Source organism: Butyrivibrio sp. WCD3002, assembly GCF_000424265.1.
Classification (GTDB): Bacteria; Bacillota; Clostridia; order Lachnospirales; family Lachnospiraceae; genus Butyrivibrio.
In genome coordinates, this window is sequence record NZ_AUJO01000008.1 from 62,112 (window position 1) to 82,116 (window position 20,005).

The 20,005-nt window shown below is 39.4% G+C and carries 15 protein-coding genes; 1 reads left to right on the forward strand and 14 read right to left on the reverse strand.

Going from position 1 to position 20,005, the window contains the following annotated elements:
- The first annotated feature begins 302 nt into the window (after positions 1–302).
- On the forward strand, positions 303–1,283 hold the full coding sequence (locus G608_RS22465) for a glycosyltransferase family 2 protein (protein ID WP_026495982.1): 981 nt from the start codon (positions 303–305) through the stop codon (positions 1,281–1,283).
- A 67-nt stretch (positions 1,284–1,350) separates the two neighbouring features.
- Here G608_RS22465 and G608_RS0110525 read toward each other — a convergent pair whose 3' ends face one another.
- From G608_RS0110525 to G608_RS0110590, 14 genes are all read right to left on the reverse strand, one after another.
- Entirely contained in the window at positions 1,351–2,811 is a 1,461-nt protein-coding gene (locus G608_RS0110525) for a hypothetical protein (RefSeq protein ID WP_155833270.1), read from the reverse strand.
- A 178-nt stretch (positions 2,812–2,989) separates the two neighbouring features.
- Positions 2,990–4,537, reverse strand: a complete 1,548-nt coding sequence (locus tag G608_RS0110530) for a hypothetical protein (protein WP_026495984.1) — start codon at positions 4,535–4,537, stop codon at positions 2,990–2,992.
- A gap of 24 nt (positions 4,538–4,561) precedes the next feature.
- Positions 4,562–5,521, reverse strand: coding sequence for a lysylphosphatidylglycerol synthase transmembrane domain-containing protein (locus G608_RS0110535; protein WP_026495985.1), 960 nt, complete (start codon positions 5,519–5,521; stop codon positions 4,562–4,564).
- A gap of 24 nt (positions 5,522–5,545) precedes the next feature.
- Positions 5,546–7,861 carry a polysaccharide pyruvyl transferase family protein gene (locus G608_RS0110540; protein WP_026495986.1) on the reverse strand — a complete coding sequence of 772 codons (2,316 nt, stop codon included), beginning with the start codon at positions 7,859–7,861 and terminating at the stop codon, positions 5,546–5,548.
- A gap of 39 nt (positions 7,862–7,900) precedes the next feature.
- On the reverse strand, positions 7,901–8,857 hold the full coding sequence (locus G608_RS22470) for a glycosyltransferase family A protein (protein WP_051209168.1): 957 nt from the start codon (positions 8,855–8,857) through the stop codon (positions 7,901–7,903).
- On the reverse strand, positions 8,848–10,839 hold the full coding sequence (locus tag G608_RS0110550; protein ID WP_026495987.1) for a DUF2142 domain-containing protein: 1,992 nt from the start codon (positions 10,837–10,839) through the stop codon (positions 8,848–8,850). Before G608_RS0110550 ends, G608_RS22470 begins: the two co-directional genes overlap by 10 nt.
- A 120-nt stretch (positions 10,840–10,959) precedes the next feature.
- Positions 10,960–11,769, reverse strand: a complete 810-nt coding sequence (locus G608_RS0110555; RefSeq protein ID WP_035795331.1) for a DUF4422 domain-containing protein — start codon at positions 11,767–11,769, stop codon at positions 10,960–10,962.
- Positions 11,770–11,827: 58 nt separating this feature from the next.
- Positions 11,828–12,742 (reverse strand): alpha-1,2-fucosyltransferase, encoded by a 915-nt coding sequence (locus G608_RS0110560; RefSeq protein WP_026495989.1) that lies wholly within the window; start codon positions 12,740–12,742, stop codon positions 11,828–11,830.
- Positions 12,743–12,744: 2 nt separating this feature from the next.
- A complete protein-coding gene (locus G608_RS0110565; RefSeq protein WP_242829375.1) occupies positions 12,745–13,974 on the reverse strand; it encodes a polysaccharide pyruvyl transferase family protein in 1,230 nt (409 codons plus the stop codon).
- A 12-nt stretch (positions 13,975–13,986) separates the two neighbouring features.
- Positions 13,987–14,988, reverse strand: a complete 1,002-nt coding sequence (locus G608_RS0110570) for a glycosyltransferase family 2 protein (RefSeq protein WP_026495991.1) — start codon at positions 14,986–14,988, stop codon at positions 13,987–13,989.
- Positions 14,969–16,369 carry a DUF3329 domain-containing protein gene (locus G608_RS0110575; protein ID WP_026495992.1) on the reverse strand — a complete coding sequence of 467 codons (1,401 nt, stop codon included), beginning with the start codon at positions 16,367–16,369 and terminating at the stop codon, positions 14,969–14,971. The genes G608_RS0110570 and G608_RS0110575 overlap by 20 nt, the downstream gene beginning before the upstream one ends.
- Positions 16,370–16,390: 21 nt before the next feature.
- Positions 16,391–17,401 (reverse strand): glycosyltransferase family 2 protein, encoded by a 1,011-nt coding sequence (locus G608_RS22475; RefSeq protein ID WP_051209171.1) that lies wholly within the window; start codon positions 17,399–17,401, stop codon positions 16,391–16,393.
- 22 nt (positions 17,402–17,423) lie between these two features.
- A complete protein-coding gene (locus G608_RS0110585) occupies positions 17,424–18,833 on the reverse strand; it encodes a sugar transferase (protein ID WP_026495993.1) in 1,410 nt (469 codons plus the stop codon).
- Positions 18,817–20,001, reverse strand: a complete 1,185-nt coding sequence (locus tag G608_RS0110590; protein ID WP_026495994.1) for a hypothetical protein — start codon at positions 19,999–20,001, stop codon at positions 18,817–18,819. The genes G608_RS0110585 and G608_RS0110590 overlap by 17 nt, the downstream gene beginning before the upstream one ends.
- Positions 20,002–20,005 lie beyond the last annotated feature (4 nt).

The window sequence follows — 20,005 nt, forward strand, 5'->3', positions numbered from 1 at the left end:
GAGTTTCTTTTGAAGCGCGCATTACAATGGGTGCATGGGCATTAGAATAATCTCGCGAAGATAACGAGACTCGAAATAACTGTATACAGGCTACGCTATCGCCCGAAAACAAACTCAGACATGTTGCAAAATCACACATATAACCAGTGAAAGATTTTGGAATTTCGGCAGAGGAAGGAAAAAGCCTGCGTGACCCTGCGGGCCGGAGCTGATTTTTTCCAGAAAGCCGCAGAGAGCCCGAGTTTCTTATTATATTCGGTATAGTAAGGTTTAGTGCTTTATTAAAAACATGAGGTAAACATATGGAAAAGACGCCAAAAATCTCAGTAATTATTCCGGTTTATAATGCTGAGAAATTTATTGGAAAATGCTTAAGAAGTATATTATTGCAGCCAATATCTCTGGAGATCATTTGCGTAGACGACTGCTCAACAGATAATACACCTGCAATATTGGAGAAATTTGCAAAGCGTCACAAGAACGTGCATGTTTATAGGAACAAAACCAACCTTTATGCCGGTCTGTCAAGGAATGAAGGTATCAAGCATGCAAAAGGCGAGTATCTTCACTTTATGGACTCAGATGACTTTGCTCTGCCAAATACATATCCTTATATGTATCGGATTGCTCATGATAACAATCTTGATGTGCTTAAAACCAGATGTATTTGCTTTGACCAGCGTTATCATCTCCCATCAAGGCATCAGGTTTATAGCTTCAAGCTCTTTAATCCTGATCTGTACAACAAGGTTCTCAGTTTACCTGAACAACCCAAGCAGCTGTATTATATCAATGTTGTTCCGTGGAATGGTATCTATAAGAGGAGCTTTGTCCTTGAGAATAATCTACAGTTCAATAACCTGTTTTGTTCTAACGACCGTTCATTCTTCGTACATGCCATGATAACTGCAAAACGCGTAATGATTACAAAGAAACCCTTCGTTATGCACAGAAAGAATAACGGAACATCTCTTGTAGATAAAAGAGCACAGCATTTTGATTGTGACATGGAATCATTCAACATAGCACTTTCACTTTGCGATAAGTATGGTCTTGATGGAGAAGTTCGCTTCCAGATTCTGGAACATGAAATGAACAACATCTTTGCCTGGTACAGAAAGTTCATGAAAAAAGGCACCTTAAATGTTGAATACCAGGAAGCTCTTAGTAAAATGGCATCTGAAAAATTTGCTCCGTATTTCCCTCAGTTTGGTGAAAGAAGCCAGTGGGGAGACTTAGAACTGCTATTTGGCGGATATCCGCTTAAAGGATTTAATTCATAACTAAAACGAAAAAATGCACCTTGATTTATAATATTCAAGGTGCGTTTTTTCCTGTAAACTCTTTGACTCAATATTCTTTTTTCTGTTTTTGACACCAAAAAGTATTACTATAGCCTGAGGTTCCAACATATTCACAAATGTAGCCGTCTTTATATGCTAAATCTAAAATTTCTTCCTGTCGTTCAGTATTAGGTACTATAAATACGAAATCACCGTCAGGTCTCATTGTACTAATATCAGGAATCTCTTTCCTGCAATTAGCAAAAGTTACACTATTATAATTCTTAACCTCAAAAAAAGCAGGATGCGTTCTCGTTCTTCTTTCATAAAGAAAAACGCAGTCCAGATCGGAATGTTCCCTCGCAAACTTAATCGCATCTTCAGTATACTTCTCTGAATAACTCCATTCATTAACAAGCCATCCATTTACAGAAACAACAACCAGAATAGCTGCCAATATCACCTTAAAAGCTGTTCCCTTTGTTAGTACCTTAATCGCTCTTGATACAGACAGAATAAAAATCACAAATAGAACTCCATATATTGGGAAATAGTATCTATCTGTTCCATATGGTGCAATTCTCGAAATCAGAACAAAATACATCAGCGAAGGAACAACCGTCACTATCAGGTCAGTACCCGCCTTGATTTCAATTTTTTTCTTAACTAATGCAACAATTAATCCTAATAATGCAATAAAAATTAGTATGGGGAAGAGTCCGCCAAAAATATGTTTATTAATCAAATTCGCAACTACAGACAACTGCGCCACAAACTTTTCATTATATGCGAAGTGTTCAAAGCTCTCTGTGCCTCTTCCGGATAAAAAGAAATGTGAATACATACCGGGAAATATAATAAGCGACAGCAAAACTGATACCGCCATAGTAACGCAAAAGAATAATGCATCCCTGATTCTTTTCCCGGACAGCAGGCAGATAGCATAAACAAAAGTAAAAAGGCCAAAGAATACCATGCAGTAATAATGAGTCAGAATACCACCTACCGAAATTAAAAGCAGTATAATGTACTGACTAACTTCCCTAAAATTATCTTTGTCCTTTATAAATTTGAAAACCCAATATATGAAAAGAGTCACAAAGAACATCGCCATAACATACATTCTTATGAACATTACTGCATTGTAAATACCTGTCATAGCGATAAAAGATAAAGAAATAAGGCTCTTAACAAAATAGCCCTTGGTATATAGATCAACTATTTTCCTTATGACAAGCAAAACACCAATGGCAAAACCAATGTTGATGAAAAAGCCATACCACATAGAAAATGTCCTTGGTCTTAAGGAACATATGGTGTGAAGTATACAGTAATAGAGCGGAGGATGAACATCCTGAACCTGATTATTCCAGACATTTATATAATCGAATCTATGCTCGTCAAAAACAGTCACATAGTTATAATATACCTCTTCAGATGGTACATATTTAAATCCATCTTCTATTTGAATAGACTTTGAACCATAGTGGTTAGCAAGCCCATAGGAGTATACTTCATCAATATTCACACTCACCTTTTGCCTGCAGGCAAAAACCAATACTAAAATAAATGATATGTATATCAAAGTATCGAAAATCTTTTTAATAACCGCCTGTTTCATAAATCTTATATCCTATCATTATAGGTTATTCACCATACGCTTTAAGAATAACGCCAAAGTCCATATTTATTGGAAAGCTTAGGGATTAATAAAGATAACACATTTTCTTATCTGATTTCTCAGCAATAACTTCAACATTTGTAAAATCAGAATTCTCTTTAAACTTCTCCAATATTTCATCAGTGTTTTCAGCATATATCACAAGTATCACCGGATTCTTCTGATTCTCTGCTACTGTCTTCATCAATTCGGTATTATTCTCATCTACAAAGGTAATCGATCCAAAGTAATCTGCTGCCGTAAACAGTCTGTTTTTCCTGTGAATCTTGTCATACAAGCATACACAGTCACTGCCATTATATGCTTCAAGTGCATTTAAATACTCTATATCGTCAAGCTGTAAATACGTCCATTTCGCATTACTGTATCCGTTATATGAAACAACAATAAGTACTACTGCCAGTAATATGGCTGTAATTTTTGAATTCAAAAATCTGTTAACAGATGCCGATAGTAAACAGATTACCCAGAGAATGCTTATTGTATATATAGGTATAATGTATCTCTCGTGAACAAAGGATGCCATTTTAGATACCATAAGAAAATACAGAATTGTAGGACATATCAGCATAAGGTATCTTGCGATCATGTCCTTATCCGCAACCTTGTTTTCCTTCTTAATCCCTGTAAGGCCAAGTAGCAGTAAAACAGCTATACCTACAAAAATCACCACCATATATTTTCCGAACAGACTACTATTTATAAAGCCCACAAATTTTGTCAATCTTTCGGGATAATTGGAAATAGTGGAAAGATTCTCCATGGCTTCCTCTCCGCGATGCTCAAAAAACATATGCTTGATCATACGGGGAAAAAGTACCACACTGCATCCGCCTGCAAGCGCCATAGTCAGACAAAACTTGCCAACATCTGCTTTTCTCTTGTTGATAAGCAGATAAACACCATAGGTGACAGAAATAAAAACGGCAAAGACAATACAGTAATAATGCGTAAGTGCACCGCCTACCGTGGTCAAAAACAGTTTTATGGCAAGGGATTTATCAAATTCTTTCCCGATTGAATTCACGAAGAAATAGGACAATAAAGTCACCCAAAACATTGCGATGATATACATCCTGAAAAAACTTGCTATAGACAGCATGCCATAGCAGGTAACATAGAAAGCCGTGATCACTGTCCTTATCTTAAAATCATCTACAAAAACTTTAAGCAGCATTCTAAAGACAAAGAACGTCAGAATTGCAAAGAAAATATTGATTCCGCCTGCGTACCACATGTTATATACGCCGGGTGTAATGGAGCACAGTGTATGAAGCAGAATATAATAGATTGGAGGATGTACACCTTCTCCTGCAGTCTTCCAGACCTGTATATAATTGAATCTGTTACCTTCAGTAGCCGTTGCCAGATATATATATGGCTCATTAGCGGGAGTATAGCAAACGCCCTCTTCGCCAACATACCCATATGTATGATTAGCTCTTGTATAACTACTTATTTCATCTATGTGATATCCCACTTTATTCGATATCACCGCAATCAGAAGAGACAGCATAACTAGCGCACCGAAAATGCTAATTAAGCGTTCCTTATTTTCAAACCATTTGCCCATACTTCCCACTCCTAAATATCCAACTTATTTCTTCGCCTGCTTTGAGCCAAATACCTTATTCTTCACAAAATCAATGCCCCATGCCAAAAGTATCACCGATAACTCTGAGAAGGTCATCCAAAGTCTTGCTATTACTGAAATAAGCACAGCATACTCGTTCTGCATAATTGAACCAAGGCCAAGAATCATTATTCCCTCTCTTACTCCAAGCCCCGAAGGTGCAAACAAAGCAAGAATACCTATTATAACTGACAGAGCAAAAACTCCCGAAACATAAAGCATCTGTGATAATGGCACAGGATATATTGAATAAACCAAAAGATAAAATCCAACACCAAGCACAGCCCAGTTAACCACAAATAACAGAACGAGGAGGATCATCTGCGGATAAGTTATAAGTATCTGAAGATCCTTCTTAGTAACCTTCTCCAACAGCTTTAAGAAGAAATTTATGATCCTTGGATTGATCATTATTATTGCAATTACAATAAGGGCAACTGTTGCAAACCTGTACTGCTGAAGTACATTGTTCTGGAAAAATAAAAGTGATATCAAAAACAAAAATCCTGCTCCCAAAAGTGTGCATACATTTTCAAGGAAAAAGCATACAGTAACCTTTCTCGGAGGAACTCCGGATTCCTCGTACGCAGGTATTCTTGCAAGAAGCATAAACACCTTACCGGGAATGTACTTTCCAAGAATTGAATAAAAATACGTAAGAACTGCCTTTTTAACATCAATCGGGCATCCATTCAGGTATGTTATATAATGCCACAAAAGAGCCTGCATAACCTTATACACAAAATGAAGGAGCACCGCAATAAAAAACACAGACCACGAAATGCTTAAATCCAGTTCTTTATAGGTATCATAGTTATTGTAGAAATATCTTCCCAAAAAGAACACAACCAGAATAAGGAATATTCTCTTTATCCAGATATTGCGTTTGGGCGTGGTTTTAGTACTGTTTTCTTTATTTTCCATCAATGATTCCAATCAAAATACGCATTAAAAGTTCAGTAAAAATCTAACAAAGCACATATAATAGTAGATCACGGTAGTGGGAACTTTCTTTAATGAATCAAAGTTCTCGGATCTTTTTTTATTCCTTTTAGCCAGTTTAAATGCCAGCTTATGATTCCATCTGCATGGATCTGACGTATCAAGGTCCGCCTTAATACCGCTGTTAACCTTTGCCTTGGCGCAGTTATATTTAAATACGAGCGCTCTCTTCTGGCTTTTTACAACTTTACTTCCAGATATGTATCTGTCGGAAATAACGCCTTCCTGTTTTGCCATATCATAAAGCTTTTTGGCATTTTCATTTCGAATAACTATACCTGTAGGCTTAATGTTCTCATCCTTTATTTCCTTAAGCCATACATCACCAAAGCTTATGTCTGCATCCTTTGCAAAATGATTCTGACAAGCCATGCAGCTTTCCTGTTCAAAATAGAATGCATTTTTATAGGAGCACAGATACTTTGTGTATGAGAAGGTCTTCTCGTTACCGTCGTTGTAAAGTACTGATGAAAGCCCTCTCCAGTGACCTCTTCTGTAATAAAACTTCTTCGCATTATCAAGGCTGACGCCTGCTTTATAAAAAGCCATCTCAGTAGCTTTTTCTGAATGATTTCCGCTACAGAAAAGTCCAAGCTTTATTACAACCTTTTCTCTTAACTGCGCATCTTTCTCGCAGACTTTAGAAAACGCCTTAAGCATACATGGAAGCATGACAACAGCCAGCTTTCCGTCAAACTCCCTTGCCACGTCAATATGCTTCATCATAGGAACTGACATATATATACTGGATGAACCTGAACGTATCTCATCCTCTGTAGTAGCAATGAAAGTATCGTAAGCAACCTTGCCATCTGCTATAACAGTCCTGCAGATCCAGGCACCATCTATAATCTTCTTTCTAAGAAGGAAGCACAGAAAAGCGGTTACCACTCCGCCTGATGCAGCATTCTCTCTTATGCTGTCATCTGTGGCATAACCAACTCTTGTTTCTACAAATTCTCCAATATATTTCTCAGGATTATTGTAATCAAGCAGTTTATATTTCTTTGGCTTTTCAATGACAGCATCAATAACCTCGGAAGTTTTCTTAATATTCTCATATGAGCTTTCCATTACGCTGTCATAGTTTTTATCAAGACGGACTCTGATATCTTCTTCATCCTCAACAAGTTCGCAGAAGTCCTCATAAAGCTTTTCCGACGTAAGATTTGAAAAGTCTGTAGCATAGCCGCTGCATTCAAAGAAATCAAGGACTTCCTGATACTTGTGACTCCATCCTATAAGAAGACATGGTACCTTCCTCTGAAGGGCTCCAATCATTGTATGGAATCTTGAAGCAACAACAAATCTGCATCTTCCGATATATGAACGGATTTCCTCAGCATCCATCTCCTCGTGATACCAACGGATATTGTCCTTATTTCCACATTTCTCATAAACAGCATCGCAGATCATAAGATCGTTATTTCTGGTGGCAGTGCTTCCTTCAATTGCACTGTTTGCGATGATATAAACCTTATATCCCTGACTGGTGAGCTTATCAATAAAACCTGCGATAACACTCACATAATCGATGCCCTTCTTGGTGCACTTCTTATTTACTACAGTACTTGGAGATACGCCTACAATATTCTTATCAAGAAAGAAATCGTCCTTTTTACATCTCTCTTCAACCAGTTTCTCAATCTCTTCATTGTCCTCCATGGTAAAAGCACCGTCAGCGCACTTTACGACGTTTTTGCTTATACCGATTCTGTGTAAGCTTTCAAGAGTGATCTCACCTCTTGCGCAGATAAGACTGATCTTGGGAAGAAGGATTTTAGCCAAAATCTTGTTATAGGCCTTCTTGAAGGGACCAAGTGCCTGAGAATACTTTACAACCTTTGCCCCCATTAAAAGCGGAATAGCATTGGTCATAAAGGCATAAACATTCATCACAAAGCTTCTGCTATCCATAAGGGCTACTCCGGCCTCATCCAGGACAACATCTGTCTGCTTATATGTTCGCAGTATCTGATTTTTTAAAAGTAAATACTTAATGGGCGGAATGAAATGAAAAACCTTATATAGTACTGCCAGAATAAATGCTATAAGAATCTTAACCGGTCCGCTTGGAATGATGGTTACAAAATCCCATGGACACTGCTTTTTATCGTCGGTAGGATACACTGACATAAGAAAGACATTTAATCTTTTTCCATATCTGTCATGTAATTGTTTTATTGAGCTCTGCAGCATGGCTGCGGCACCCTTATTACCGCTGTAGCTTGCTGCTGTAATTGCTATGTTAACGTCTCTCACATAATACTCCTTATTTCAGCATTCATGGCTGTAGCTATATCAGCCTAATAGATTATTTTTAAAACTGTAAACACCGAGAATATATTTTAACATATTCTTGGCAGAGGGCTCCATACTAAGACTCTTTGCCAGATAGTACCGGACTCTTTTCTTATCTCCGGAGTTCTCTGCTCGCATGGCACCATCCATTATTATCATAAGCTCCCTTTTCTTTTTTATTTCCGGAGGGAGCTTTTTAATAAGACTCTCATGTTTTTTATTTATGTGCTCAACAGTATCTTCCCAAAGCTTAAGTTTATTGGTAAGTCTGTGTTTGTCACTTTTAAATACTCTGTAGGAAACAAGGTTTTCTCTAACAGTTCCAACCTTAACTCTCTGAAAAAGTCTTATCTCCATCTCATAGTCCTGCCAGCATGGCAAATCCTCGTCAAACATTCCGATATCAATAAGGGCCGTTTTTCTGACCAGCATCGTAGATGACAGATATGGCATATTATAAAAAATATACTCGCTCAAATCTCCTTCGGGCAGATCATCCGGGTTAAAATAATGCCTCTTACCGGATTCGTATTCATAGAAAATTCCGCATCCCACAAAGGATATGTCATCAGATGACATCATGCAGTCTACCTGCTTTTCTATTTTTGTAGGGAGCCACTCATCATCATCATCAAGAAGTGCTATGAGTTCTCCTTTCGCAACTTCTATACCTCTGTTTCTGGCATAGTTACCGCCTTTAGAATCCTCCGGCATAATGCGAATGTAGGTGAGCTTCATATCCTGGTTCTCACTGAAATACTCATAAGTACCATCATCAGAAGCATCATCTACTACTATCAATTCTATTTTCTTATATGTTTGGGCTAATACACTGTCTATTGCTTTCTTCAACATAGAAAGCCTGTTATGGGTTATAACTATAGCGCTTACAAGTGGCTCCCTCATATAAACTCCATTACTCCTGTACATAGTATTGCAGGGCCTGATTATTTCCATGCATTTACAACTATCTGCATGATCATTAAACTCTGGAGATACATGGTAAATTTCCAAAGCTTAATTGACGCAGCTTTATCTACATTAACCATTCTGTTTTCTGTCATTATAAACAGCATGGCCGCAAAAGGAAGAAAATACCTTCCCTGAACACCTTTGACAACAACATTGCCAAATCTTGTGTATGCCAGCAAAAGTGCAAGTAGAATAGCCACATACGACAAAACACATGGCACAAGGAAAACGACTCTCTTTTTATATTGCAAATTCATTTTATCATTCTCCACATTTGCAAAGAGAAGCATTACCAAAACAAGCGGAAGCACAAAGAACCAATTAAGTTCTATACTATTCCAGCCAAGTTTTCCTCCCATAAGCCCCAGGACGTAATCATCAGAATTATGAATTAAGGTGTTCCAGTAAATACATACAAGCTCCGTGGGATTACTGATAAAGTAAGAAATTGTGTAATAGGTGCGTTCTGTACTGACACTGGTCCTGTCTGCAACGTTCATAGCGGCAAAAATATCCTTATAAATGAATATTATGCCCGCAACAAGCAGTGCCGCACCTACAAGTAAAAGAATTATTGTTCGCTTACTAAGACCCTTTTTCTCTTTCTTCGCATTCCTCTGATACAGCGCATAGATCAGGAAAATCAGCAAAGGACTATATACCCCGCCCTTAGTTATCACAATCAGCAGACCACTTATGGCTGCAGGTATTATGTCCTTCCTGCGGCTGTCTTTCTCCATCACCCTGAGGCAGCATGCTGTATAAAACATTCCCGCACCGATTAACAGAGCATCATAGGATGCTGATCCACACTGCTGAATCGTTATCGGGAGCACTGATATAAGTGCTATCACGTTTTTTCCATAAGGAGCTATAAGTATTGCTGCATACATCAGTACAGCAGAGCATACAAATGCCAGATATCTTCCCAGAATGTATGTAAGCATACCTGACAGTCCAAGAAGTCTGCCAATGGTAATACCAAGGGCCATAGGAAAGTACACTATTCCCGGTGCATTTCCGGATGCATCTACATATCCCACTTCAATAAGCTCTGTATTATCGGGTCTGACAAAGGTATTTTCAAGAAGCTGCCAGAAAGAATTCGTCTCTACATTATTTCCCAGAAGATCAGACTGCTGCGCATCACATTCTCTTTTATAAAGCGTCTGAACATTACCTGTCGAAGGAACCATCATCATATAATTGGAATACTTATAAGCTGTATCAATATGCCAGCTCTCATCCGGTGCTCCGCCTACAGGAATCAAAATCTGATAGCACAGACCAAGAAGCAACAATATAGGAAGAAATCCTTTACCTGCAACAATGCCGTGTCTCATCACATGCATAAAACAGAGCAATACCACAAGCATTATTATAAATACAACGATAAAATAAAGCTTTGTAAGTGATCTTACCTGCCCGTAGGTAACCTTTGTGATAATATTTATCTTATTTTGCGGATCTGAATTAAACGCCTTTACTATGCTGTACTTTAAATTGTACGCGAAAGTAACGGTATCTGCCTTACAATCAATAAGGCTTACCCTGATAATGTATTCCCCTTCACTGCATTTTGCAGAGTCCACATACATCACATAATCTCTGTCTTTTGGTCCTAATACATCCTTAAGAAGATGGTTCTCTGAATATTGCACCTCACCGGTTGCTTTGTTTATTACAGTAAACTCAATATGAGTATCGGGATCGATATTATCAGCCCTTCCTGTCACGGCAATGGTTTTTATCTCTCTCATACCAAAATAAATATCTTCTTCCGCCACAGGATTTTCCGCTGACATGACATATTCGTAATTGTCCTTGTGATCCCACTCAAGCCCTGCAAAAATGTTATCATCAAAGTACCCGTCCAGCTGAATGCGATACACCAGGACTGCCAGCAGAAAAATAACTATCTCTGCTACCAGTATTCTCCCTATTTTCTTAAACAAATCTTTGTCCATGTATATTATTTACCCTTGCCTATTATTTTCATTTCTATACATCACCATAGAAAAAAATCCACCGCTTTTATTATACGATGGATTTGCATTACTGTATCATTAAAGAAACACAGTCTACCCTTAGAAACTGTGGTCATATTTCTTGTGGAAAAGTTTTGCTGCCAAAAATGCAGTTCCCTTCTTAAACCAGTTCACCTTCTCGATGTGCACACAGGGAAGCTCAGCTATCTCTGACTCCGGAATATAGCCGTACTTAATCTCATAGTCCAGCCATACATTTAAGATTATCTCGCCGATTCTTCCGATAAATCTGCCCTGATATGAATCCAGATCCCTCACTGAAGCCTTTTTCTCAAGCTCCTCAAGGATATCATAAAGCCAGTTGCAGTATCTGTCCAAAATATCCTTTCTCATTATCAGCATATTAAACATGTGACCTGAAGTCTGTCCCATAACTCTCTCAAAGGATTCCGTATACTCCGGATACTTCTCCTTAATGATCTCAAAGGTATCATCAAGCTGCTCCTTATAATGAGTATGCGCATAGTGAGACTCAATGGATTCAATATAATATTTTCTCTTTCTGGGAACTACTACGCTGTGATCCTGTAAAAGACGCCTTACCTCTTCGCCTCCCACAATCTGATCAAAGGGCTCTAAATCTGATCTGGCCTGTGGAGATGCAAAATATCTCCTGTAATGAACAAGTCCGATATAATCCGCATCCAGATTCTTCCAGGCCCAATAAAGACCTGTAAGCTCACAATATCTTGCGTTCTTAACAGAAATATTATCTCCCGTATTATCCTGCGTATATTCGGATATAACAGACTTTTTTAAAGCAGCCCCAACCTGAAGAGGCATATAAACCGGATCCTCAGGCATTCTATATTTAGTTGTAGTCGCAACAACTATCTTTATCTCAGACATGAATATGATAACTCTCCCGGTAGTACATGCTAAATAAAGGCACTACAATCCTATTATTTTAACGTACTTTTCCATCCTTGTCTATTAAAATCCACCCCTTCCAGTAGTCATGCATAAGTTCAGGGTCACAGGGCTGGTTGTTTCTCATGGTAAAGGTTCGCACTACTTCCTTGTCTTTCCTGCTGTTTAATCTTGCTCCCCAAAATGAAAAAGTAGAATTCGCACAAATATTCCCTCTGCAGTGGCTCATGAGCTGAATATCAAGAAGAGAATATCTGCCGGTATTGTGATCTACTATGGTATATCTGCCTTTGTCAGCATACTTCTGTCTTGCGTATTCCGGGTCATTCGTAAAAATATAAAAATGAGTATCGGGATTTTTTTCCCTGAAATAATTCATGGCGCTTTCATAGTACTCATCTGTGGATATTCCGCCAAAAAGAGCAGCATTCTCCGGATCCAGGTAATCTCCGCGCCTTATATGTACGCTTACACTGTTACGCTGCTCCATCTCTCTCATAAGCTCTTCATTTCTTTTCTGAAGCTCTTCATCCGGATTTTTAGGAAAAACAAACAGACTCTGAAGCTCATCCATGATATCGTCATAATATTTCTGGCAGGCAAAATAGCCTTCAATATATTTATTCTTAAGCTCAAACACCTCGGGATGATACATCTTTGATTCGGTAAATCTTACGTTCATTCCGGGTAAAAGCTTTGCTGCAGCCTTCATTACAACATTTCTGTCAAGAAAAGCTGCTCTCTCCTGTTTTGTGCAAATAGGAAGGGGGAGCCCTTCAAAATATCTAAGCTCAAGCTCTCTCTTTGCCAGAACGCCCTTTTGACTGTCAGCATCAAACCAGGATGCATCCAGCTTTATAGTCTTATCTGCTCCGGTCTTAAGGAGCTTTCTGTACAACGCATACTGTTGCATCTGATTTCCAAGACCGCCGGCAATATTTATTATCAGCATTTTTATACCTCGTCCAAAAAGCTTACATTGCCTTTTGCTCTTTCCTTAATATCCGGCATCTTGTCCTTCAGCGTCTTAGCGATACTCTCGCCATTTTCCATAATCCACTGGAATTTCTTCAATAGATCCTTCTTCTCTTTAAGGGCCTGTACAGGAATTACATAGTTCTCTTCTGTACCAAATAAATCTCTTGCTATTCCTCTTGATTTTACCGAATAACCAAGTACCAGCGTCGGAACCGCCTGTGAATATGCAGCGATTGTGGAATGGGTCCTTGCTCCCACAAAGGCCTCGCATTTTCCGATTACATATTTAAGTTCGCCGGCAGACATGTCATCAATCAGGGCAATTCTGTCAGCAACAGGTGTTTTTCTATCTTCCCCTGCGAATTCATTATAGAGATCGGTAAGTGGCCTTCTGTCATCATTGCTGCTCCAGACAACGTGCGGAACAAGAGCAACACCATACTCTGTGTTATTTATTATATAGCTTATCAGCTCTCTGTAATTATCCATGGTAATTCCGGCACTTGATTCCTTACTTGCCGCCATGGGACTTACATTTAATCCAATTACCCTTCTCTCATTAAAAAGCTGTGGAAGCTTTACTTTTACAGGATCAAGCACGAATGCAGGATCCGGGCAAAGCATGAGTGCATCCTTATCTACGCCTCCCTTAAGAAGACCTTCATAGGTAATGGTCTCTCTTGCTATTATTCTGTCGTAGGCATTGAGGTCAATTATAAGCCCTGGTACAGTCTCAGGCTCCACAGAGCATCCCATCAGCACAGTCTTCATACCCAGTCCGCGAAAAACATTATGTGATAGCACAAGGTCTTTGATGAGATCCGGGTAACAATAGTTATCTCCTCCGATTGATACAGCTATATCGCCCTTCCTGTAATTATATGTCTTAAGAACTTCCTTATATCTGTATCTGTAAAAGGATTCAGCATCTCCGGTTATTTTTCTATAACCATAGTACAGCACATGAGCTAAAAAATTTCTGTCTATATGCCTGTCTTCAACAAGTCTGCACTTATCGTTGGTGGCAAGCTGACCAAGCCCGTATAGATCATCCTGAATGATATCATTAGATGCTATAACAGGTGTATTGTAATTCTCCAATGCGGCATGTCCGTCCATAAGCTTAAGGGTGCTTACAGCTATAGCTTCACAGCCGTGATTACCGCTGCCTGCATGCATATAAAAAAGCAATTGTTTTTTGTCCATGTTTCCCATCCGTTAACTTTTCCACTTTCCGTAAATTGTAAGATAAGCCCTTCTGCTTATCTTAAACAGTAAAACCTTCAGCTTGTACCCCGCTGATAATCTTCCAAATCCGTTACCAAGGTTACCTGCACTTTCTATAAGCTCCCTGCAGGAGGTAAGTGCCATGGCTATAAGGTCCCCATCCACACTTTCCTTTGATGTCGAATCCACACATGCTATTTTACCTGCAACAAGCATGGCTGACATCATCTGTATCTCTGATAATCTGTCGTAGGCGTCTCTGCTAAACTTATGCTCACTTTCCTTAAGAAGCTTTTCAGCCTCTCTCCAACAGGTCAGCTGATCCAAGTAGCTTTCCTTGAAGCTCTTTTTCATTGCTCCCTGATCGTTATCAAGGTAGTTATACAAAACAGGGGTGACAAAAACAGCCGGCTTCAAGGTTCCAAGCTTAAGAGACAACTCCATAAGAAAAAGCATGTCTTCTCCTATTGTCATCCCTTCTCGAAATCTAATGCCTGCTTTTTTTACAGCCTCCGAAAGAAAAAGCTTCCCCCACACATGAGTATCTCTGTAAAGTATGGCTTTTTCAATGTAATCATATCCGTCCCGAACACCATCAAAATCGCCATCCATCATATCTGCAATCGGTGTTTTTGCGCTTTCTGCTGCCTCAAATAGCTTCTGTATATATTCCTTTGAAACAGTATCGTCAGCATCCACAAAGGAAATATATCTGCCCTCGGCCTTTTCCATCCCTATATTTCTTGCATGGGATACGCCAAAATTCTTTGTATGTATGGCAACTACAGAATCTCCGCTTAGCCTGTCGCATAGTTCAGAGCTTCCATCCGACGAGCCGTCATCCACAAGAACTATCTGAGTCTTTCCATGATTACCGCTTTTATCCTCCCAGTACGACAACGCTTCCTTGACGGAAGCTACGGTTTTTTCCAAGGATCCTGCTGCCTGATAGACAGGTATTATTATGCTGATTTCAATACTCTGTCCATTCATCTCTTTCCACTCCAACAAGTGTATTAAATCCGTAATAATTTGCCATCATTACATTTACCCAATACTGCCAGTCATCTGTAACATCACACCCATAGGCAGATGAGTATTTCGTCTCAAACTGGGGCCTTAGCTTTGGAACTACCACGTCCTTCTCCCCGGTCTTTGCGTACTCCTCCAGATATTCATATCTTTCCTGCTCTTCTCTGTATATTCTGGCAAGGCTTGCACCACTGGACAGATACGTAAAAAACATGTAAAGGCATGCAATATAGATAACAGACTTACGTATCACAACTACAAACTCAGGTCCTTCCTCTGTATAAGCAAAGGCCTGAACCACAGCTATTATAAGGAATATACCGGCACCAAAAAGTGCTCTGTTCTGCGGAGTTGCTGTAAGAACAAGACTATATGTAGTTATTATCGAAAGTCCGGCAAACAGCAGCACCTCAAAAATATCTTCAAAGCTCTTACCATATACTCTTAAAAAGACCACAAGAACAATAAGTATTGCAAAAAGTACAAACATCTCATCTCTTACCGCGTTGGTTATATTGAGGAATCTGGCAGCCATACCAATCATTCCGCCGTGCAGTTCTTCTCTGTTTGATGCTCTGTACATATTTCCGGGAGCAAGTACCATTATCGCAAGTCCCAGTACATTACCGACTACAGCGCTGATCATCCAGGGGCTAAGGCCTTTTTCTTTTCTGTAAAAAAGGAATGTAAAGAACAAAATAAATAAAAGACATCCGCCGCTTGTGTTCTCATTACACCAGCCGGCAATCAGTCCAAATATGAAAAGGCCGATAGTCTTTACCGCAACCTTCTCATCTGCTTCTCCATTAAGCAGCCTCTCCGTATTTTTCCTGAAGCAGGTCATGAAACCAAGAATAATAGTGGTTGTCATTAGATAATTGCAGGCACCTGTCTCCCATAATATTGTCTCCGCAAAGGATATCCCAAAAAGCCAGAGCAGCAAAACTATAAGCACATAGCTCAGAACATCATATTTGGTTTTTCTTTTAATGTTACAGTAAATAAGGTGTGTCAGAATAGTAAACACAGTGGCTGCAAGAATATTGAAGAAAATTCTGTTTCCTGAAAGGAAATGATAATCGATATACATAACGATTCGGGCAATAAGATGGGCAACAGAGCGCCCTGTCCATGTAAGATACTGATGCCTCTCCTGGGCGATCAGCCCAAATACAGATCCCGCCTTTTTGACCTCTGACAAATAAGACATATCATCCATCAGCATGGGAGTAAGAAATTCATAGATAAGGATACTCACAAAGCAGATAAATGTAGCCACACCAAAAAGACGCCCAGAGAAATCCTTCTCCCCATTCTTTTTAATTCCGGTATTTACTGCCATGTGGTCACTCCCCCAAAAACATCATCTAAGTTTAAATCCGGTCATAACAATAAAGGCCATAAACCTTCCCGGATGTCTCATTAATAAATATAATAAATGATTAACCTTGTTTTTTACAACAAGAGGTGTTTTCATAACCCGTGCCTTGATATTGTAATCGGAAAGCAGCTTAAGGATTCTTCCCGTAGTGTCAGGAGCACTGTTCTTTAATTCATTCTTTATCTGGAACATGAAAAGAAAAAGATTTTCTTTTTCAATAAGCTCTTCTGCATCAGGACCATCGTATTTATCAGCAAAGACTTTTCTGACTGCATCCATAAGATATTCAATATTATCATTCAGCCCTGCATCATACCCATGGGCCATGGACTCATCATTGTAGTAATAATGATAGTAGCAGGCATCCTTCATAACATAGATACGAGTTGCATCGAGAATTGCAGGAAGCATGATATTCATATCCTCCCCCATCCTGACTCTCTTATCGCAGTACACCATATTATCAGTAATGAGCTCTCTGCTGGTGAGCTTCATACATCTGGACATTGTGATGATCCTGTTCTCATTGCCAAGGATTCTTTTTTTTATCTCTTTGTCCAGGGTTTCTCCTGTGTATTCACCCGGAGCTGCTCCATGATAAATAGGATCAAGCTTGCCGTTGTCATGCTCAAAAAGGCAGTTGCTGCAGATAATCTCTCCCTTACCACGGATATACGATGCCATGTCAGAAATCATCTCGTTTTCTATCCAGTCATCGCTATCTACAAAACACAGATATGCTCCGGTAGATATCTCTACTCCTGCCATCCAAGCGCTCATGAGGCCGCCGTTTTCTTTATGTATAACTCTTATTCTGTCATCGCGGGCTGCAAATTCATCGCACATAGCGCCGCTCCTGTCCTTGGAGCCATCGTCAACAAGTATTATCTCCAGATTTTCATAGGTCTGAGTGATTATACTGTTTACGCATTTATTAAGATAGGCCTCTGCTCCGTACACAGGCACGATGACACTTATGAGTTCTTTTGCCATATCTGTTCCTCCTGGTAAAAGATTATTCTGCGCCTCTTCCAAACAACACAACGCCCACAGTCTTGATCAGGATTCGTATATCAAGTGCCAGGGACCAGTTATCAATATACTGAAGGTCCAGCTTAACCACATCGTCAAAGTCATCAATATCACTTCTTCCGCTTACCTGCCACATTCCGGTAAGTCCCGGTGTCATGCTTATCCTTCTTCGATAGTACTGATTGTATTCCTCAAATTCCTTCTCCGTGGGCGGTCTTGTTCCCACAAGGCTCATGTCTCCCTTTAATATATTCCAGAACTGAGGAAGCTCATCAATACTGGTCTTTCTGATAAATGCACCGACCTTTGTAACTCTGGGATCATCCTTCATCTTGAACATAAGACCACTCATTTCATTCTGATCCTCAAGCTGTTCCTTGATCTTCTCTGCATCGGTGCGCATGCTTCTGAATTTATAAATTCTAAAGCGTCTTCCGTTTCTACCTATTCGAACCTGTGAAAAGAAGACAGGTCCGGGAGAATCAAGCTTTATAGCCAGTGCCACAAAGGGAGTAACAACTGCAGTAATAGCAAGTCCCACCAGCGCTCCAACTATATCCATGGCTCTTTTTAAAATAAGTGCTCTGTATCGACCAGTTCCGTTAATGTAGGATACAACTGAATACGTTCCAAAGGTTCCTACCTGAGTACTTCCCGAGATATTTGGAAGCTCAACGCAATAATGTACTGTCACACCCATGTCGCCCAGGGCTTCGATGGTATCATTAAGTGACTTCTGAGAGATGTTCGGTGTATGAATAAACACTTCATCCAGAGGAATGGAGGTTATCTTGCTGATAAAATCCTCCTTGTTTGAGATTACCTCAACTCCCCTTATAACTTCACCTGTAAGGTCTTCGTCAAGGCACACGGCACCAACAATTGAATAATTTATCTCAATTCTGTGCTGCAGATGCCTGATTGTAGGCATCAGAATCTCCTTTTCAGATAAAACAAGAAGCTTTACCGCTGTATCACCGCTTTTCCAATATGTTTTAAGCATGCTCCTGAAAAGCTGGTGCAATAAAAGCGTAAGCACAAAATCGATTATTCCAAAATACAGCATAACAAGACGCGAAAACTGTTCAGCCAGCTGTAAACCATAGGCGATTGCTATTGTTCCTATTACAATTGCAATCTCATATTTGAAAACAGCAGTACCTTCACGCCATATAGTGCGCTTTATAAAATCTCTGTTGTAATCAAGTGCGAAGTTGTACACGGTACCAACAAGTACCAGCACAATACAGATATAGAAGTGGGTGGATTTATCCCTCATATCCCTGAAGTTAAAATATCTGACATAGGTTGCGATAACAAACGCCAGTCCGATTGCAACCATATCTATTCCCCAGAGCAGATATGTCAGCAAATATTTATCTTTCCCCTGCATTACTGTCCTCCCGGCATATTGAAAATAAATATGCCCCTAATATTATAAGCATGAAATTTCTGCCTATATACGATGAAACAAATGTCGCTTCCACTACTGTATATAAAAACATAGAAACGAACATCACGAAGGTATCATAATCCTTTTTCTTATACAGCCTGTAAATCATTATAAACAGAACCGCCAATATAATGATAGCCGGTATTATTCCATACCAGTAAAAAAGCCTTACCCATCCCATATCGAAGAATGACTCTCCGCTATTTGAATCTCCAAAAAGTGTCCATGTCTCAATGGTACCCTTGTGATCCCTGGTATTCTGGTACAGCGATATTATACGCCCTGTAAAAAGTCTGTCCAGGGCTGCTGCCAATGTGGACTTATTCTCAAAAGTGTATTTACTTATAACTGCTGCCACAACCGATAAAGCAACAGATAAAACACTTATACCCGCACCTGCAAGATATATAATTCCCGGTTTATCCCCATCAAAAAGAAGGGTCGGGATAAAGCATATCAACATAAATACTACAATAAAAAATCCGGTCTTTGAATCTGTAAAAACAAATAGCAGAACATTCAGCGCAAATATAGCAGTGAAGGCTATACCTCTCTTTTTCCTGCTCTCGTCCTTAATCAGGTACATCAAAAGCATGGACAGCGCAAAAAATATCCCATGCACCGTATTGGGATGGCCGAATCCAAAAGAGTATCTTGTCTCAGTTCCGACAGCTCTTCCAAACTCTTCCGTAATACTCACATTGCCATAAATACCTGCCAGAGCAGCAATAAAGATTACCGCATATCCCACAAGACTTACTGAGAAGAAATACTTAAGAGCCTTCTTTAAGTCCGCTCCCTTACATGATATTACAAACATAGAAAGTCTCAGCAGATCATTGTTACCGCAAACTCTGTAACAGAAAAATGTAAAAGCAGCGGTTATGCCGATAACAAGCCATTCCCTGGTCGAATACTCTGTAAGCAGAATAACCACCAGCGTCATCACAAACGTTGCTCTGAAAACATAGCTCGGCGTTGAAAGCGGAAGGTCACTTCTCTCATAAATTGCCAAAAGAAGCTCCGTCGTAAGCATCAGGTAAAAAACAAAATCCCTGATAGGTGAAAACCTCGATATAAAGTTATTATACCTTGAAGTAATACTCATAAAC

What these genes read in the sequence shown, in the direction of transcription:
- G608_RS22465 (WP_026495982.1), top strand. Translation starts at nt 303, where the DNA reads ATGGAAAAGACGCCAAAAATCTCAGTAATTATTCCGGTTTATAATGCT.
- G608_RS0110530 (WP_026495984.1), bottom strand. Translation starts at nt 4,537, where the DNA reads ATGGGCAAATGGTTTGAAAATAAGGAACGCTTAATTAGCATTTTCGGT.
- G608_RS0110535 (WP_026495985.1), bottom strand. Translation starts at nt 5,521, where the DNA reads ATGGAAAATAAAGAAAACAGTACTAAAACCACGCCCAAACGCAATATC.
- G608_RS22470 (WP_051209168.1), bottom strand. Translation starts at nt 8,857, where the DNA reads ATGGAAATAATCAGGCCCTGCAATACTATGTACAGGAGTAATGGAGTT.
- G608_RS0110550 (WP_026495987.1), bottom strand. Translation starts at nt 10,839, where the DNA reads ATGGACAAAGATTTGTTTAAGAAAATAGGGAGAATACTGGTAGCAGAG.
- G608_RS0110555 (WP_035795331.1), bottom strand. Translation starts at nt 11,769, where the DNA reads ATGTCTGAGATAAAGATAGTTGTTGCGACTACAACTAAATATAGAATG.
- G608_RS0110560 (WP_026495989.1), bottom strand. Translation starts at nt 12,742, where the DNA reads ATGCTGATAATAAATATTGCCGGCGGTCTTGGAAATCAGATGCAACAG.
- G608_RS0110565 (WP_242829375.1), bottom strand. Translation starts at nt 13,974, where the DNA reads ATGGACAAAAAACAATTGCTTTTTTATATGCATGCAGGCAGCGGTAAT.
- G608_RS0110570 (WP_026495991.1), bottom strand. Translation starts at nt 14,988, where the DNA reads ATGAATGGACAGAGTATTGAAATCAGCATAATAATACCTGTCTATCAG.
- G608_RS0110575 (WP_026495992.1), bottom strand. Translation starts at nt 16,369, where the DNA reads ATGGCAGTAAATACCGGAATTAAAAAGAATGGGGAGAAGGATTTCTCT.
- G608_RS22475 (WP_051209171.1), bottom strand. Translation starts at nt 17,401, where the DNA reads ATGGCAAAAGAACTCATAAGTGTCATCGTGCCTGTGTACGGAGCAGAG.
- G608_RS0110585 (WP_026495993.1), bottom strand. Translation starts at nt 18,833, where the DNA reads ATGCAGGGGAAAGATAAATATTTGCTGACATATCTGCTCTGGGGAATA.
- G608_RS0110590 (WP_026495994.1), bottom strand. Translation starts at nt 20,001, where the DNA reads ATGAGTATTACTTCAAGGTATAATAACTTTATATCGAGGTTTTCACCT.